Consider the following 14,609-nt stretch of genomic DNA (forward strand, 5'->3'; position numbering starts at 1 on the left):
GAGGACATCGCTAGGAGCTTCAGGTGTTCAATGACATAGGACCACTCGAGCTGGTGACGCTCATCGTCCTTGCCGTGCTCGTCTTCGGTCCGGACAAGCTCCCCAAGGTCATCCAGGACGTGACGCGCACGATCCGGAAGATCCGTGAGTTCTCGGAGAGCGCCAAGAACGACATCCGGGAGGAACTCGGCCCGGAGTTCAAGGACTTCGAGTTCGAGGACCTCAACCCCAAGACCTTCATCCGCAAGCAGCTGGACAACGAGGACCTGGGGCTCAAGGAGATCCGCAACGGCTTCGACCTGAAGAAGGAGATGGCCGAGGTCACCGACGCCGTCCACAGCCGTGACTCCGACACCTCCTCGGCGTCGTCGGCAGGCGCCGCCGGTTCGTCCGGTGGCCGCATCGACATGACGAAGAAGCCGGAGACGCCCGCTCCGGACGACCGGCCGCCCTTCGACGCGGACGCCACCTGAGCGACGAGCCAGGGGCGCACGCCCCCGGGCACGTGACGCGTTTCATACTCCGGTCGGGCTGTGTACGGCCCGATCCGGGCGCCCGTGCGGCCCACGCGCCGGGCGGTTTCCCTGCTGCTCGCAGCGGTGTGGCTATGCTGCCGAGTTGTTGTGCGGACCGTGACGAGTACGCCCGAAGGGGGGCGGGCCGTTCCGGTCCGACTAGAGCGAGGAGGCGTCCGGGCACATGGAGACGACGAGTCGGGCAGTCGCGCAGACGCCGGCCGCGGAAGGCGGGCAACAGCTCCCCTCCGCCCGGCGTACGGTCGACGGCTACCTGCGTGCGCCCTTCCCGTGGTACGGCCTCGACGAGGCCTTCACGGGACCGCGCTGGCTGATGCAGGTCGGGACGACGGCCGACGGGGCCGTGGAACACGGGTCGGTCGGGCACGGTGACGAGCCCACGCTGCGCAACGAGCTTGCCGCGGGCGGCGACCAGGAGGCCAAGGAGAAGTTCGCGGTCGTGGTGACCGTGGCGGGCCATCCCTCACGGCGCACGGCGGACGGAACGGGCCTGCTGGAGGCCACGTCCGTGTCCTCAGCGGCGTGGCTCGCCGGGGTGGGGCTGCTGTCCTTCACCTGGCCCGGGCAGATGGACCACGCGCTGCGGGACGACTGGCTGGAGCAGCAGACCGAGACGGCCTGGGTGCTGGCGGACGACCTGGACGGCGCCGACTGGTCGACGCTGTCGCTTCCCGTGGACGGGGTGCCGACGGCGTTCCACTACCGGGAGTCGGAGTTCGGCTGGGTGCTTGCCGGGTCCACCTCGGCCGGGGTCCATGTCGGGGCGTACGGCAGGGGCATGAGCGCGTACGGGCTCGGCTTCGCCGTGGTGAAGGACATCGCCGCGTACGCGTGAGTCCCCGGGGCGCCGCGAGTTTCGGCGCCCCTTCACCGTGGGGGTTCCGGGTGCGGGCGGCTGCGGGTCCTGCGTGGTTGCTCGCGCAGTTCCCCGCGCCCCCGAGGTCGGTTCAGAACTTGTTCCTCGGAGTGATACCGAGCGACAGGCCCGACAGGCCGCGCTGGCGGCCGCCCAGCTTGCCGGCGATCGCGCGCAGGGCCGAGCCCGCCGGGGAGTCCGGGTCCGACAGGACGACCGGCTTGCCGTCGTCGCCCCCCTCGCGCAGGCGGACGTCGATCGGGATGCTGCCGAGGACCGGGACGTTCGTGCCGGTCGTGCGGGTCAGGCCGTCGGCGACCGTCTGGCCGCCGCCCGTGCCGAAGACGTCGACCATCTCGTCGCAGTGCGGGCAGGGCAGGCCCGCCATGTTCTCGACGACACCGACGATCTTCTGGTGGGTCTGCACGGCGATGGAGCCGGCCCGCTCGGCGACCTCGGCGGCGGCCTGCTGCGGGGTCGTCACGACCAGGATCTCGGCGTTCGGGATCAGCTGCGCCACGGAGATCGCGATGTCGCCGGTGCCCGGCGGCAGGTCCAGGAGCAGCACGTCCAGGTCGCCCCAGTACACGTCGGCCAGGAACTGCTGGAGGGCGCGGTGGAGCATCGGGCCGCGCCAGACGACCGGGGCGTTGCCCGAGATGAACATGCCGATGGAGATGACCTTCACGCCGTTCGCCGACGGCGGCATGATCATGTTCTCGACCTGGGTGGGACGGCCGTCGGCGCCCAGCATGCGCGGCACGGAGTGGCCGTAGATGTCGGCGTCGACGACACCGACCTTCAGGCCGTCGGCCGCCATCGCCGCGGCCAGGTTGACCGTCACCGAGGACTTGCCGACGCCGCCCTTGCCGGAGGCGACCGCGTAGACGCGGGTCAGGCTGCCCGGCTTGGCGAAGGGCACCTCGCGCTCGGTCTGGCCGCCGCGCAGGGCGGACGCCAGCTCGCGGCGCTGCTCGTCGCTCATCACGTCGAGCGTGACGTCGACGCGGGTGACGCCCTCGACCGCGGAGACCGCGTCCGTCACGCGCTGCGTGATCGTGTCCCGCATCGGGCAGCCCGAGACCGTGAGGTACACGGTGACCGCGACCGCCCCGTCCGCGCCGATCTCCACCGACTTGACCATCCCGAGTTCGGTGATGGGCTTGTGGATCTCGGGGTCGTTCACCGTCGCCAGTGCCTCGCGCACCGCGTCTTCCGTAGCCATAAGGACGATGGTACGGCGCCGTACCGGTGCGTAGGAAAGTGTCTCAGCGGTCGTCTGCGTCACGTCCCCGTGACCGTTCCGCCGGGAATACGACGGGGTCGCGGTGGCCGTTCTGCCGTTCCTCCATCTCCTTGACCATGTCCTGCAGCTCCGAGCGGATCCAGTCGCGGGTGGCGACCTCGCCCAGGCCGATGCGCAGGGCGGCGATCTCGCGGGTCAGGTACTCGGTGTCCGCGATCGACCGCTCGTTCTGCTTGCGGTCCTGCTCCAGGTTGACCCGGTCCCGGTCGTCCTGCCGGTTCTGCGCGAGCAGGATCAGCGGAGCCGCGTAGGAGGCCTGGAGCGACAGCATCAGGGTCAGGAAGATGAACGGGTACTCGTCGAAGCGCAGGTCGCGGGGCGCGAAGATGTTCCACACCACCCACAGGATGATGACGACCGTCATCCAGACGATGAACCGCCCCGTGCCCAGGAAGCGCGCGATGCGCTCCGACAGCCGCCCGAAGGCCTCCGGGTCGTACTCGGGCAGGAACCGGCGCCGGCGGGGCAGCGGCTGGTCGAGCCGGGTGCGCGGCCGAGAGGCGGCCGTGGCGCCCGCCGGGGTGCGTTCGCGCGGGCTCTCGCGCTCAGGAACCATCGGTCGCCACCTCCTCGTCCAGGTGGAACTCCTGCTCCCGCCAGTCCTCCGGGAGCATGTGGTCGAGCACGTCGTCCACGGTGACCGCGCCCAGCAGCGATCCGGCCTCGTCGACGACGGGCGCCGCGACCATGTCGTACGTGGCGAAGAACCCGGCGATGGCCGGCAGCTCGGCCTCCGGGTCGAGCGGCTGGAGATCGGTGTCCACGATCGAGCTGACCAAGGACGGCGGTGGCTCGCGCAGCAGCCGCTGGAAGTGGACCGTGCCCAGGTACTTGCCGGTCGGTGTCTCGTCCGGCGGCCGGCAGACGTAGACCTGGGCGGCCAGCGCGGGGGAGAGGTCGCGGTTGCGGACGCGGGCCAGGGCGTCGGCGACGGTGGCGTCCGGGCGCAGCACGATCGGCTCGGTGGTCATCAGACCGCCCGCCGTGCGGTCCTCGTACGACATCAGGCGGCGCATGTCGGCCGCGTCGCCGGGCTGCATCAGGCTCAGCAGCCGCTCCTGCTCGTCCGTCGGCAGCTCGCCCAGCAGGTCGGCCGCGTCGTCGGGGTCCATGGCCTCCAGGACGTCGGCGGCGCGCTCCTCCTTCAGCTTGCCGAGGATCTCGATCTGGTCGTCCTCCGGGAGCTCCTCCAGGACGTCGGCGAGCCGGTCGTCGTCGAGGGCGGCGGCTACCTCGGCGCGGCGCTTGGGGGAGAGGTGGTGCAGGACGTTGGCGAGGTCGGCGGGGCGCAGCTGCTCGAACGTGGCGAGCAGGTTCTCGGCGCCCTGCCCCTGCTCCTCCAGGGAGAAACCGGTGACGGCGGTCCACTCGACGGTCAGCGCCTCGCCCTTGGCCCGCCGGAAGGCACTGCCCTTCCTGCCCTTGCGGACGAAGACCCGGTCGATCTCCCACTCCCGGCGGGCCGGCAGCTGATGCACCGACAGGTCGAGGACGGTGACCTCCTCGCCGGTCTCGCTGAGCATCACGCGCCGGTCCAGCAGCTCCCCGAAGACCAGCCGTTCGGTGGGCCGCTGCTCGAAGCGGCGGACGTTGAGCACGCCGGTGGTGATGATCTGGCCCGACTGGATGGCGGTGACCCGGGTCATCGGCAGGAAGATACGGCGGCGGGTGGCGAGTTCGACGACGAGGCCGAGCAGCCTCGGTGGCCGCTGCCCCACCCGGAGCATGACGACCAGATCGCGCACCCGCCCCACCTGGTCACCGGCCGGGTCGAAGACGGCGACACCTTGGAGGTGCGATACGAAGATCCGGGGGGCGCCCGCTGCCATGGCCGCGGCTCCTTTTCGTGCGGGGTGGTTCGTGGTGGCTGTCCGGGTGGCTGTCTTTGTGCCTGTGTCTTCCGAATTGCCCGCTCGGGTGGGCTTCAGGCTAGCCCGTCCTGATCGCGGTCGCGTCGGCGGGCGGTCCGGACGGACTGGCTCCGATCCGCCCGCACGACCCCGGTACCCTGCGGTACGCCGTTCAGGTCTCCCGTCAGAGAGGCAGCCCCACCTGTGACTCCGATTCGCCCGAGCCGCAGCCGCAGTCGCAGTGCCGCACTCGCCAGCGCGACGTGCGCGCTGCTCGTGACGGGAATGGTGCTCACCGGCTGTGCGGAGGATCCGAACGAGGGCACCAACGGCGTCGGCAGACTTCCCGCAGCCAAGATCCAGGGCAGGACCCGGTCGGCCGCCGAGTCCGCCGGGGCGGTCCGGGTGCACGGCAATGTCGTCAGCGGCGGGCGCACGTACGCCCTCGACATGCGGCTGAAGGACGACGGCGGTGACGGCTCGGTCACCACCGAGGGTGCGACCTTCAAGCTGCTGCGCATCGGCGAGCAGCTCTACGTCAAGGCGGACGCCGCGTTCTGGGCTCATGGCAGCGGCCAGGGCGAGGACGGCGAGGGGGACGCGGCGGCGGCCTCCAAGCTCGGCGGCAAGTACGTGAAGGTGCCGCAGGGCGACCCTTCGTACAAGAAGTTCAGCGGGTTCACGGACAAGACTCTCCTCCTCGACGGTCTGCTGACCCTGCACGGGACGCTCGCCACGGACGGCCACGACGAGGAGGCGGGCGTCCGCACCATCCGCGTCACCGGCGACAAGGGCTCCGGCGGCACCCTGGAGGTCTCCCTGGAGGGCAAGCCGTATCCGCTGCGCCTGGAGCGGGCCGGCGGAGCGGGCACCCTCACGCTCTCCGCCTGGGGCGAGGACTTCTCCCTGCGGGAGCCGGAGCGGAACGAGACGGTGGACTACGGCAAGCAGCTGCCGGCGTCGTAGGCCGTCAGGCCCGTTTGCGCCGCTTCAGCAGCAGGCGGGGCAGCCCCGCCGGGATCGGCCGACGGGTGATCGCCGGGGACGGCAGGGGCGGCTCGGACAGGGAGCCGTCGGGCAGCGGCGCCGTCGCACCGGTCGGCTCCAGGCGCAGCACCCGGCACTCGCGGGCCCAGCGCTCGGGCATGGCCTCGCCGTCGGGCGCGTTCAGCCGCTTGCCCTTGAGCTCGGCGACCGCCGCGTCCCACGCCTCGGAGCCCGGTGCGAGCCGGGTGACGCGGGCCGTCCAGGTGACCAGCCGGCCGCCCTTGTCCTTGCTGCGGACCGTCACCGTCGCCTCGGCGCCGTCGGCAAGACCCGTCAGCGGCTGCTCGCCGGGCCCGTCGCCGACCAGGCACGCGGCGCCCTCGTGCCACACGTGCCACAGCGCGCGCGCCGGGCCGTCGGGGCCCTGGACCCAGACGAGGCCGGACTTCTTCGTGGCCTCCTCGACGAGGGCCTGGTCGAGCAGCTCGCTTGTCATGGGCCCCAGCCTAACCAGGCCGCTCACAGCCACCCGTTCCGCTTCAGGGCGCGGTGGATGCCGAGACAGACGACCACCGTGAAGCCCAGGATCACCGGGTAGCCGTAGCGCCAGTGCAGCTCGGGCATGTAGTCGAAGTTCATGCCGTACACACCGCACACCATCGTCGGCACGGCGATGATCGCGGCCCACGAGGTGATCTTCCGCATGTCCTCGTTCTGGGCGACGGACGCCTGCGCGAGGTTGGCCTGGAGGATGGAGTTGAGCAGTTCGTCGAAGCCGAGGACCTGCTCCTGGACGCGGGCGAGGTGGTCGGCGACGTCCCGGAAGTACTTCTGGATGTCGGGGTCGATCAGCCGCATCGGCCGCTCGCTCAGCAGCTGCATGGGCCGCAGCAGCGGCGACACGGCCCGCTTGAACTCCAGTACCTCGCGCTTGAGTTGGTAGATCCGCCCGGCGTCCGAACCGCGCGGCGAGCCCTTGCGGCCCGGGGAGAAGACCTCGGTCTCGACCTCGTCGATGTCGTCCTGCACCGCGTCGGCGACGGCGATGTACCCGTCGACCACGTGGTCCGCGATGGCGTGCAGCACGGCCGAGGGGCCTTTGGCGAGCAGCTCGGGGTCGTCCTGGAGGCGGTGCCTGAGGGCCCGCAGGGAGCCCTGCCCGCCGTGCCGGACGGTGATGAAGAAGTCCCGCCCGGTGAAGCACATGACCTCGCCGGACTCCACGACCTCGCTGTTGGCGTCGAGCTGGTCGTGCTCGACGTAGTGGATGGTCTTGAAGACCGTGAACAGGGAGTCGTCGTAGCGCTCCAGCTTGGGCCGCTGGTGGGCCTGGACGGCGTCCTCCACGGCCAGCGGGTGCAGCCCGAACTCACTGGCGATGCCGGAGAATTCGGCCTCCGTCGGCTCGTGCAGGCCGATCCACACGAACCCCCCGTCACGGCGCACCAGGCGCACCGCCTCGTGCGGGGTCAGCGCGTTCTCGGTCTCGAGGCGGCGGCCGTCGCGGTAGACGGCGCAGTCGACGACGGCGGAGGACGCTGCGGGACTGCGGGTGGCGTCGTAGGCGCCGCCCTCCTTGCGCAGCGACACACGGGACGGACGGACGACTGCGCGCAGGTCGCGGATCATCGACATGGCGGGCTCCTTCGCGGGCGTGCAACGAACGGCGCCGGCGACGGGTGGAACAACCCGGAATGAGGACGTAGGAACTACGGATGTTTGGCACGTCCACAAAGCGGGGAGCACCGCACCGTCGCGGTGGCCGGTTTCGTTACTGATTCAGCTACTGAGGCAGATCAGGCAAAGCGAAACGAAGCGCTCTTCCGCGGTGAAGCGAGTGCGAGAGGTGGCAGCCAGGTACAGAAGCAGCTACATCGGCGGCGCGAAGAGCGTGGTGCTACTGCACGGTCGACTTCGATCCATTGCAGCCCCACCTCCTCCGGCCGGTCCCTCGTAAGGGAGTTCCTTCGGCGTCGGGGCTTGATCGCGACGCTTCTGCGTGCTGCCCCGAACCACCGGGCAAGAGTAGCAGCCGACACAACTGTCAAGGTGCTGCTTTGCCCGCTACTGGCGAGTTCTATGCTCGCCGCATGGCAGATGTTCTTCCTCTGGTCGAGGCCCGGTTGCGTACCGCGCTGGGCGAACCGGACGCGCGCGCGGCGGTCACCTTCCTGGGCACGGACCGTATCGAGGTGCTCCGCTTCCAGGAGGGCGGCATCGTCCGCTACGCCACGCTGGGCATGTCCGCGCACCCCATGACGGACCCCACGGCGGTGGTCGCCGACCCCGTCAAGGGGCCGCGCGCCGAGCTGGTCCTCTCCGTCCGTTCCGGGCGGGCCGACACCGACAAGGCGTTCCGGCCGCTCGCCGTGCTCGCGGCGTCTCCGCAGGTGGAGGGTTTGGTCGTGGCCCCCGGCGCGTCCCTCGACGTGGGTGAGCCGCTGTGGCCGGGCGCTCCGTTCACCTCGGTCCTGGTCGCCGAGCCGGGCGGTCTGGTGGAGGACCTGGAGCTCGACGAGCCCCTCGACCCCGTGCGGTTCCTGCCGCTGCTGCCGATGACGCCGAACGAGGCCGCCTGGAAGCGGGTGCACGGCGCGCAGGCGCTTCAGGAGAAGTGGCTCAACTCCGGGACGGACCTCCGGGATCCGTCCCGGAAGTCCGTCCCACTGGAGTGAGGAAGCTCACCAACGCCGGTCCGCGAAGCGTCAGTTGGCGAACACGGTGACGCTGCCCTCGGTCGCGTGCCTCGGCTCGGGTTCCGCCGCCTCGTGCGTGAGCGCCTTGCGACGCACGACGACCACGGCCGCGCCGAGGACCGCGGTGACCGCCGCCACCACGAACGGGACGTGGGCGTCGGTCCACTCCTCGATCTTCGGCGCGAAGAACGGAGCGGCCGCCGCCGCGAACCAGCGCACGAAGTTGTAGCCCGCGCTCGCCACGGGCCGGGGCGCGTCGGAGACGCCGAGGGCCAGTTCGGTGTAGACGGTGTTGTTCACGCCGATGAAGGCGCCGGACAGGATGGTGCAGACCACGGCCGTGGTGTGGGAGCCGTAGCCGAGCACCAGCACGTCGGCCGCGAGCAGCACCAGCGAACCGCCGAGCACCTTCAGGGAACCGAACCGCTTCTGGAGCCGGGGCGCGACGATCACCGAGAAGACGGCGAGCAGCACACCCCAGGCGAAGAACACCGCACCCGACCGGTACGGGCTCATGTTCAGCACGAACGGCGTGAAGGCCAGCACGGTGAAGAACGTGTAGTTGTAGAAGAACGCCGAGACCGCCGCGGAGGCGAGACCGCCGTGGCCGAGGGCCTTGAGGGGGTCGAGCAGCGAGGTCTTGCGGGCCGGCTTGGGCTGCTCCTTCAGGAACACAGTGATGCACAGGAAGCCGACGGCCATCAGGAACGCCGTGCCGAAGAAGGGGTAGCGCCAGCTGGCGTCGCCGAGCAGGGCGCCCAGCAGCGGGCCGCAGGCCATGCCGAGGCCGAGGGCCGACTCGTACAGCAGGATCGCCGCGGCGCTGCCGCCGGCCGCCGCTCCGACGATGACCGCGAGGGCGGTCGAGACGAACAGCGCGTTGCCCAGGCCCCACCCGGCCCGGAAGCCGACCAGTTCGCCGACGGATCCGGAGGTGCCCGCGAGTCCGGCGAACACCACGACGAACGCGAGGCCGAGCAGCAGGGTCTTGCGGCCGCCGATCCGGCTGGAGACCCAGCCGGTCACCAGCATCGCGACGGCGGTGATGAGGAAGTACGACGTGAAGAGCAGGGAGACCTGGCTCGCCGTGGCGTCGAGACCCTGGGCGATGGACGGCAGGATCGGGTCGACGAGCCCGATGCCCATGAAGGCGACGACCGACGCCCCGGCGGTCGCCCACACGGACGTGGGCTGCTTCAGGAGGCCGCCCGCTCCGGCGTCGAAGGGGTCCATTGCTCGCTCCCTTTCCCGAGACTGGGGTAGTTGGTATATGCACACACTAAGTTAGCCAAGCTAATTAATGCAAGCTACATCTAATGTGGCTGGTGAAGGGTTCCCTCCGGATGGGTGATCGTCCTTGACGCGGCGCGGCAGGGGTAGGACCGTGGGGCCCTATGAGGGGCGAACCCAGTTGCCCGAAGTGCGGTGGCCGGGTCAGGGCTCCCGGCCTCTTCTCCGACTCGTGGCAGTGCGATGTGCACGGCACCGTTCACCCGGTGCAGCCCGTGATACCGCCCAGCGTCGACGCCCTCGACGTCGTGGTGCACCGCACCCGGGTCCCGTTGTGGATGCCGTGGCCGCTGCCGGTCGGGTGGCTGTTCACGGGCGTGGCCTGCGCGGGTGACGACCGCACCGGCGGCCGCGCGACCGCCGTCGCCTGCACAGGCCCCGGGCCGCTCGGCGGCATGGGTGAGCTGATCCTGGTGGCCGAGGAACTGGGGGTCGGGCTCGGCGCGCGGTACGCGGGCATGGACGGCCCCGACCCCGGGCCCCACATGGACGTCGAGAAACCGCCCCAGGCGAAGGTGCTGGCCGCCGGGCGTCCCACGCCGTTGTGGCATGTGGCCGGGGCGCCGGAGGACCGGGCCGTCTTCGCCGGTGAGGCGCTGGGCATGTGGCTGTGGGCCGTGGTGTGGCCCGAGCAGTCAGGGCTGCTGATGTACGACGAACTGGTGCTGACGGACCTGCGCGATGCCGGTGCGGAGGTCGAGCTGGTCCCCTGCGGCGCCCTGTCCCCGCGGTTGCTCGGGCCCTGAGGGAGCGGGCCGGAGAGCGGGGAGCGCCGGGAGTGTAGGGGGCGCCTGGCGGGTTCGGGTGTGACATCCGGGGTGGAAAAGCCGGTTATCCTGGAGCAGCCCTGTTCGTGCCGTCCCCGTCTGGAGTCCGTGTCGTGCGCATCGACCTGCACACCCACTCCACCGCTTCCGACGGCACGGACACCCCGTCCGAGCTGGTGCGCAAGGCCGCTGTGGCCGGGCTGGACGTCGTCGCGCTGACGGACCACGACACCACCCGCGGGCATGCCGAGGCCATCGCGGCGCTGCCCGAAGGGGTCACGCTGGTCACCGGGGCCGAGCTCTCCTGCCGGCTCGACGGGATCAGCATGCACATGCTGGCGTACCTCTTCGACGCCGAGGAGCCGGCTCTGCTCGCCGAGCGCGAGCTGGTCCGGGACGACCGGGTGCCGCGCGCCCAGGGGATGATCGCCAAGCTCCAGGAGCTGGGCGTGCCGGTGACGTGGGAGCAGGTGGCGCGGATCGCCGGTGAGGGGTCCGTCGGACGCCCGCACGTGGCGAGCGCGCTCGTCGAGCTCGGTGTCGTGCCGACCGTGAACGACGCCTTCACCCAGGACTGGCTGGCCGACGGCGGCCGGGTCTTCGTGGAGAAGCACGAGACCGACCCCTTCGAGGCCATCCGGCTGATCAAGGGCGCTGGCGGAGTCGCGGTGTTCGCGCACCCCGCGGCCAGCAAGCGGGGGCGCACGGTGCCGGAGGCCGCCATCGCCGAGATGGCCGCCGCCGGGCTGGACGGCCTCGAGGTCGACCACATGGACCACGACGCCGACACCAGGGCGCGGCTGCGGGGGCTGGCGAAGGAGCTCGGGCTCCTCGTCACCGGGTCGTCGGACTACCACGGCAGCCGCAAGACGTGCGTGCTCGGGGAGTACACGACGGACCCCGAGGTCTACGGGGAGATCACCCGGCGGGCCTTCGGGGCGTTTCCCGTGCCGGGCGCCGGCGGAGCCCTCTGAGGTTCTCCCGCCGTAGGCCCGTTCCTCACTTCTTCCTTCTCTCTCACTCGGCGCTGCGCGCCGTGCCCGCCCGTTCCCGCGGAACGGCCCGGCCACGGCCGTAGCCCCCTGCGCAAGGCTCACTCATGTTCGACCTCGCCGTCTTCGGCTCCCTGTTCCTGACCCTCTTCGTCATCATGGATCCCCCCGGGATCACCCCGATCTTCCTCGCGCTCACCGCCGGCCGGCCCGGAAAGGTGCAGAAGCGGATGGCCTTCCAGGCCGTCTGCGTGGCCGGTGGGGTGATCACCGTGTTCGGGCTCCTCGGGCACCAGATCCTGAACTACCTGCACGTGTCCGTGCCCGCGCTGATGATCGCGGGCGGACTGCTGCTCCTGCTGATCGCGCTGGACCTGCTCACCGGCAAGACCGACGAGCCCAAGCAGACCAAGGACGTGAACGTCGCCCTCGTGCCGCTGGGCATGCCGCTGCTGGCCGGGCCCGGGGCGATCGTGTCGGTCATCCTCGCCGTGCAGAAGGCCCACAGCGTCGCCACGCAGGTGTCGGTGTGGGCGGCGATCCTCGCCATCCATGTGGTGCTGTGGCTGGTGATGCGCTATTCGCTGGTGATCATCCGGATCATCAAGGACGGCGGTGTCGTCCTGGTGACCCGGCTCGCGGGCATGATGCTCTCCGCGATCGCCGTGCAGCAGATCATCAACGGTGTCACACAGGTGATCCAGGGCAGCTGACGGCCCCTGCGGGTCCAGAGGTGCTCACGGCCCGCGCGGGTCCAGAGGTTCCGACGGCCCCTCACGCCTGGTGGGTCAGGACGCCGCGGATCTCCCGGGCCACCGCCGGGTGGCCGAGGTACTCGTCCATCTTGTGCGCCCGCTCCCGGCCGTTGCGGACGGCCGGCTGGGAGAGCTTTCCCCACCGTTCGTCCTCCAGGGGGCAGCCGATGGCCACCGCGTCGGTGGGGCACCAGGCGTTGACCCAGTCCCGCACCCGGGGCGGCCGGTGCGGGCCCCGGGCGAGCAGCCGCTCGTTGACGCCGTCCAGCCCGAGCGGGCTGCCCGCGGTGACCAGCAGGACCGGGTCCAGGGTGTCGGGGAGGCGGGTCAGGAGGTCCATGCCCACGACCGTGCCCAGACTGTGCGTGACCAGCACCAGCTCACCGCTGGTGGGCATCGTCTCCATGACGCTGTCCAGCACCGCCTGCCGCACCGCGCCGTCACCGAGGTACAGGTCGACGTCCCGCAGGAACGTCGCGATGGTCCACTCGTCCACGTCGGACTTGGCGGCGAGCCAGCTCAGGGGGCGGTGCAACGCCCCGACCAGGCCCGCACCGAAGCCCTCCGTGGTCGCCGGCCCGTTCTGCGGCATGCCGGCCCGGGCGGCGGCCTCGTACAGCAGCCGTTCGTAGGAACCCGTCGGCGACTGCGCGGCGAACACCTCGGCGGCGACCGCGGCGCTCACCCGGTCCAGGCCGATGGACTCGGCCGCGATGCTCTCCCTGCCGCTCACGAGGTCGTGCAGGCGCACGCCGTAGAACGGGAACCACGCGTCCTGCGGGTCGAGCGGGGGCAGGGACGCGAGGGTGAGCCCGCGGTTCAGGCCGGCCGTCCAGGTACGGCGCAACTCGGCGGGGTCCTGTTTCTGCTGGTCCCGGCCGTGCAGGAAGACCAGGTGCTGCCGGCCGCCGAAGGCGGTGGCGCGGGCCCGGAGCCCGACCTTGGGCCCCTCGCCCCCGGTCCCGGTCTCGGTGACCCGGACGGCGGGGACCGGCGGGCTCGTGACGCCGCCTCCGCCCGGCACCGGCGCCGTCGCCCCGCCGGGCTGCGCCCGGAGGCCGGGCATGGCCGTGTCGGGCTGCGCCCCGAGGCCGGGGGACGCGGGGCCGGGAGACGCGAGGCCGGGTGCCGTGAGAGAGGCCGGCGCGCCTGCCAAGGCCTGGTCGAGACCGCTGTCCGGGCCCATCTCCGCCAGCAGCGCACCCCGCTGTGGGGTGAGGTCCAGCCCGGCCAGGTGCTTGAGGATCGAGCTGATGCGGACGCCTTCGTTCGCGACCCACTCGACGGTGTCGCCGTCGCCCTCCTGCCAGGGCCGGCCGTCCTTGCGCAGCACACGGCCCTGGTCGTCCCGCTTCGGCACGCCGCTGTGGTGCAGCGCCACGACCTCCCACTGGTCGTTGAAGACCGGGGAACCGGAGTTCCCCGGTTCCGTGTCGGTCGTGTAGTGCACGAAGTCGTCGAGCCGGACCAGCACCGCGTTGTCGCGCAGCGCGATCTCCTTCAGCCGCCCCTGAGGGTGGCCGATGATGTTCACCTTCTCGCCGAGCACCAGCTTGCCGATCTGCACGCTCAGCCGGTTCCAGCCGAAGACCTCACCCGGTGGCGGGCCGTCCGGGGCGGGCGCCACCGCCACGAGCGCGAAGTCGAGCCGTCCGTCCGCCGCGAAGAAGGCCCCGGGGTCGAGCTCCATCCGGACGACGGTGTCGGGCTGGTTGTCGGCCGTGACCTGGGCGTTGAACTCCACGAAGCAGGTGCGGGCGAAGCTCTCGTCCGGAAGGACGTGGTGGTTGGTCATCAGCAGCCGCGGCGAGACCAGGAAGCCGGTGCCGTGCGGCAGCTCACGGCCGTCGCGCCGCCGGGTGATCCGGGCGACCGTGGCCCCGGCCCTGACACCGCGCGGCAGGAAGCTCCAGGCCTGGAGCTCGTTGGACAGGTCGATGATCCGCTCGTTGGCGTCGGGCAGGGCCATGGCCTCGCGGTGGATGTCCGCCACCACCGCCGAGGGCGACAGACCGCCCCGGTCCATGATCCGGTCGGCGCGCACGGCGAGCGCGTCAGGGGAGTCCGGGAACCGCACACCGGCCGCCAGCCGGTCCTCGACCCGCTCGCGTTCGGCGGTGGAGTCCTCGTAGCGCCGGGCGGCCTCGGCGGCGGCCCGCTCGTGCAGCTCCCTGTGCGACTGGTCCGTCACCGACATGCTCCACCGTCCCGTCCTGGTTCGCGTGCCCCCCAGCCAGTACGCCCCCGGCCGGTGAGGTCCGCAACAGCGGAGCCCCCGCACGGCCGATGCCGGGCGGGGGCTCCGCGTACGGGAGAGCTGCGCGCGTTATGAGGCCGTGGTCTCGGCCGGGCGGATCCAGAGGCGCTGCCCTACGGCGGCCGCCTGCTGAACGATGCGGTTGACGGAGGCGGCGTCCACGACGGTCGTGTCCACCGGTGTGCCGTCCACGTCGTCCAGCCGCATGATTTCGAAGCGCATGGGCTTCTCCCTTCGTCTGGTCATCCTCCTGAGGAGAACTACTTGGTGGTGCTGCGTTGTCCGGTCCACCGGGTCCGTGCCCGGTGTTCCGTATG

The 14,609-nt window shown here is 71.2% G+C and carries 15 protein-coding genes; 7 read left to right on the plus strand and 8 right to left on the minus strand.

Features of this window, described 5'->3' with window-relative positions; genetic code table 11:
• The first annotated feature begins 23 nt into the window (after window positions 1-23).
• Together AB0I06_RS03820 and AB0I06_RS03825 are read left to right on the plus strand one after the other, a co-directional pair.
• On the plus strand, window positions 24-473 hold the full coding sequence (locus AB0I06_RS03820) for a sec-independent translocase (RefSeq protein WP_363117124.1): 450 nt from the start codon (window positions 24-26) through the stop codon (window positions 471-473).
• A 226-nt stretch (window positions 474-699) separates the two neighbouring features.
• Window positions 700-1,371 (plus strand): hypothetical protein, encoded by a 672-nt coding sequence (locus AB0I06_RS03825; protein WP_363117125.1) that lies wholly within the window; start codon window positions 700-702, stop codon window positions 1,369-1,371.
• A gap of 112 nt (window positions 1,372-1,483) precedes the next feature.
• Here AB0I06_RS03825 and AB0I06_RS03830 read toward each other — a convergent pair whose 3' ends face one another.
• From AB0I06_RS03830 to AB0I06_RS03840, 3 genes are read right to left on the minus strand one after another with little or no spacing between them, the layout of a single operon-like run.
• Window positions 1,484-2,617 carry an Mrp/NBP35 family ATP-binding protein gene (locus AB0I06_RS03830; protein WP_363117126.1) on the minus strand — a complete coding sequence of 378 codons (1,134 nt, stop codon included), beginning with the start codon at window positions 2,615-2,617 and terminating at the stop codon, window positions 1,484-1,486.
• A 43-nt stretch (window positions 2,618-2,660) separates the two neighbouring features.
• The gene (locus AB0I06_RS03835; protein WP_363117127.1) at window positions 2,661-3,254 is read right to left on the minus strand and encodes a DUF1003 domain-containing protein; all 594 of its coding nucleotides are present in this window, start codon (window positions 3,252-3,254) and stop codon (window positions 2,661-2,663) included.
• A complete protein-coding gene (locus AB0I06_RS03840; RefSeq protein ID WP_363117128.1) occupies window positions 3,244-4,527 on the minus strand; it encodes a CBS domain-containing protein in 1,284 nt (427 codons plus the stop codon). The genes AB0I06_RS03835 and AB0I06_RS03840 overlap by 11 nt, the downstream gene beginning before the upstream one ends.
• 225 nt (window positions 4,528-4,752) lie before the next feature.
• Between AB0I06_RS03840 and AB0I06_RS03845 the strand changes: the two genes are divergently transcribed.
• Complete coding sequence (locus AB0I06_RS03845; protein WP_363117129.1) at window positions 4,753-5,514, plus strand: hypothetical protein; 762 nt, start codon at window positions 4,753-4,755, stop codon at window positions 5,512-5,514.
• 4 nt (window positions 5,515-5,518) lie between these two features.
• Here the strand turns inward: AB0I06_RS03845 and AB0I06_RS03850 are convergent, their stop codons facing one another.
• Together AB0I06_RS03850 and AB0I06_RS03855 are read right to left on the minus strand one after the other, a co-directional pair.
• The gene (locus AB0I06_RS03850) at window positions 5,519-6,031 is read right to left on the minus strand and encodes a hypothetical protein (RefSeq protein WP_363117130.1); all 513 of its coding nucleotides are present in this window, start codon (window positions 6,029-6,031) and stop codon (window positions 5,519-5,521) included.
• A gap of 23 nt (window positions 6,032-6,054) precedes the next feature.
• Window positions 6,055-7,170: a magnesium and cobalt transport protein CorA gene (locus AB0I06_RS03855; protein ID WP_363117131.1), complete on the minus strand. Its 1,116-nt coding sequence runs from the start codon at window positions 7,168-7,170 to the stop codon at window positions 6,055-6,057.
• Window positions 7,171-7,625: 455 nt separating this feature from the next.
• Between AB0I06_RS03855 and AB0I06_RS03860 the strand changes: the two genes are divergently transcribed.
• Window positions 7,626-8,210, plus strand: a complete 585-nt coding sequence (locus tag AB0I06_RS03860; protein WP_363117132.1) for a suppressor of fused domain protein — start codon at window positions 7,626-7,628, stop codon at window positions 8,208-8,210.
• 30 nt (window positions 8,211-8,240) lie between these two features.
• On the opposite strand, the gene AB0I06_RS03865 is transcribed toward AB0I06_RS03860, so the two are convergent.
• Window positions 8,241-9,464: an MFS transporter gene (locus AB0I06_RS03865; protein WP_363117133.1), complete on the minus strand. Its 1,224-nt coding sequence runs from the start codon at window positions 9,462-9,464 to the stop codon at window positions 8,241-8,243.
• Window positions 9,465-9,625: 161 nt separating this feature from the next.
• Here AB0I06_RS03865 and AB0I06_RS03870 point away from each other — a divergent pair, with 161 nt between their 5' ends.
• The 3 genes from AB0I06_RS03870 to AB0I06_RS03880 all read left to right on the plus strand — a co-directional run bounded on the left by AB0I06_RS03870 (window position 9,626) and on the right by AB0I06_RS03880 (window position 11,993).
• Window positions 9,626-10,267: a DUF6758 family protein gene (locus AB0I06_RS03870; RefSeq protein WP_363117134.1), complete on the plus strand. Its 642-nt coding sequence runs from the start codon at window positions 9,626-9,628 to the stop codon at window positions 10,265-10,267.
• Window positions 10,268-10,401: 134 nt separating this feature from the next.
• On the plus strand, window positions 10,402-11,262 hold the full coding sequence (locus AB0I06_RS03875; RefSeq protein WP_363117135.1) for a PHP domain-containing protein: 861 nt from the start codon (window positions 10,402-10,404) through the stop codon (window positions 11,260-11,262).
• A gap of 125 nt (window positions 11,263-11,387) precedes the next feature.
• Window positions 11,388-11,993 carry a MarC family protein gene (locus AB0I06_RS03880; protein WP_363117136.1) on the plus strand — a complete coding sequence of 202 codons (606 nt, stop codon included), beginning with the start codon at window positions 11,388-11,390 and terminating at the stop codon, window positions 11,991-11,993.
• A 61-nt stretch (window positions 11,994-12,054) separates the two neighbouring features.
• On the opposite strand, the gene AB0I06_RS03885 is transcribed toward AB0I06_RS03880, so the two are convergent.
• Both AB0I06_RS03885 and AB0I06_RS03890 read right to left on the minus strand, forming a co-directional pair.
• Entirely contained in the window at window positions 12,055-14,232 is a 2,178-nt protein-coding gene (locus AB0I06_RS03885) for a serine protease (RefSeq protein ID WP_363117137.1), read from the minus strand.
• Between the two features lie 129 nt (window positions 14,233-14,361).
• A complete protein-coding gene (locus AB0I06_RS03890) occupies window positions 14,362-14,514 on the minus strand; it encodes a hypothetical protein (RefSeq protein ID WP_363117138.1) in 153 nt (50 codons plus the stop codon).
• Window positions 14,515-14,609: the final 95 nt, after the last annotated feature.

The sequence above is a fragment of the Streptomyces sp. NPDC050674 genome (assembly GCF_040654575.1).
In the GTDB taxonomy this organism is placed as follows: Bacteria; Actinomycetota; Actinomycetes; order Streptomycetales; family Streptomycetaceae; genus Streptomyces.

Excerpts from the sequence above, each read along its gene's own strand:
- AB0I06_RS03825 (WP_363117125.1), top strand. The coding sequence starts at position 700 with ATGGAGACGACGAGTCGGGCAGTCGCGCAGACGCCGGCCGCGGAAGGC.
- AB0I06_RS03865 (WP_363117133.1), bottom strand. The coding sequence starts at position 9,464 with ATGGACCCCTTCGACGCCGGAGCGGGCGGCCTCCTGAAGCAGCCCACG.
- AB0I06_RS03840 (WP_363117128.1), bottom strand. The coding sequence starts at position 4,527 with ATGGCAGCGGGCGCCCCCCGGATCTTCGTATCGCACCTCCAAGGTGTC.
- AB0I06_RS03860 (WP_363117132.1), top strand. The coding sequence starts at position 7,626 with ATGGCAGATGTTCTTCCTCTGGTCGAGGCCCGGTTGCGTACCGCGCTG.
- AB0I06_RS03830 (WP_363117126.1), bottom strand. The coding sequence starts at position 2,617 with ATGGCTACGGAAGACGCGGTGCGCGAGGCACTGGCGACGGTGAACGAC.
- AB0I06_RS03855 (WP_363117131.1), bottom strand. The coding sequence starts at position 7,170 with ATGTCGATGATCCGCGACCTGCGCGCAGTCGTCCGTCCGTCCCGTGTG.
- AB0I06_RS03870 (WP_363117134.1), top strand. The coding sequence starts at position 9,626 with ATGAGGGGCGAACCCAGTTGCCCGAAGTGCGGTGGCCGGGTCAGGGCT.
- AB0I06_RS03850 (WP_363117130.1), bottom strand. The coding sequence starts at position 6,031 with ATGACAAGCGAGCTGCTCGACCAGGCCCTCGTCGAGGAGGCCACGAAG.
- AB0I06_RS03885 (WP_363117137.1), bottom strand. The coding sequence starts at position 14,232 with ATGTCGGTGACGGACCAGTCGCACAGGGAGCTGCACGAGCGGGCCGCC.
- AB0I06_RS03835 (WP_363117127.1), bottom strand. The coding sequence starts at position 3,254 with ATGGTTCCTGAGCGCGAGAGCCCGCGCGAACGCACCCCGGCGGGCGCC.
- AB0I06_RS03890 (WP_363117138.1), bottom strand. The coding sequence starts at position 14,514 with ATGCGCTTCGAAATCATGCGGCTGGACGACGTGGACGGCACACCGGTG.
- AB0I06_RS03880 (WP_363117136.1), top strand. The coding sequence starts at position 11,388 with ATGTTCGACCTCGCCGTCTTCGGCTCCCTGTTCCTGACCCTCTTCGTC.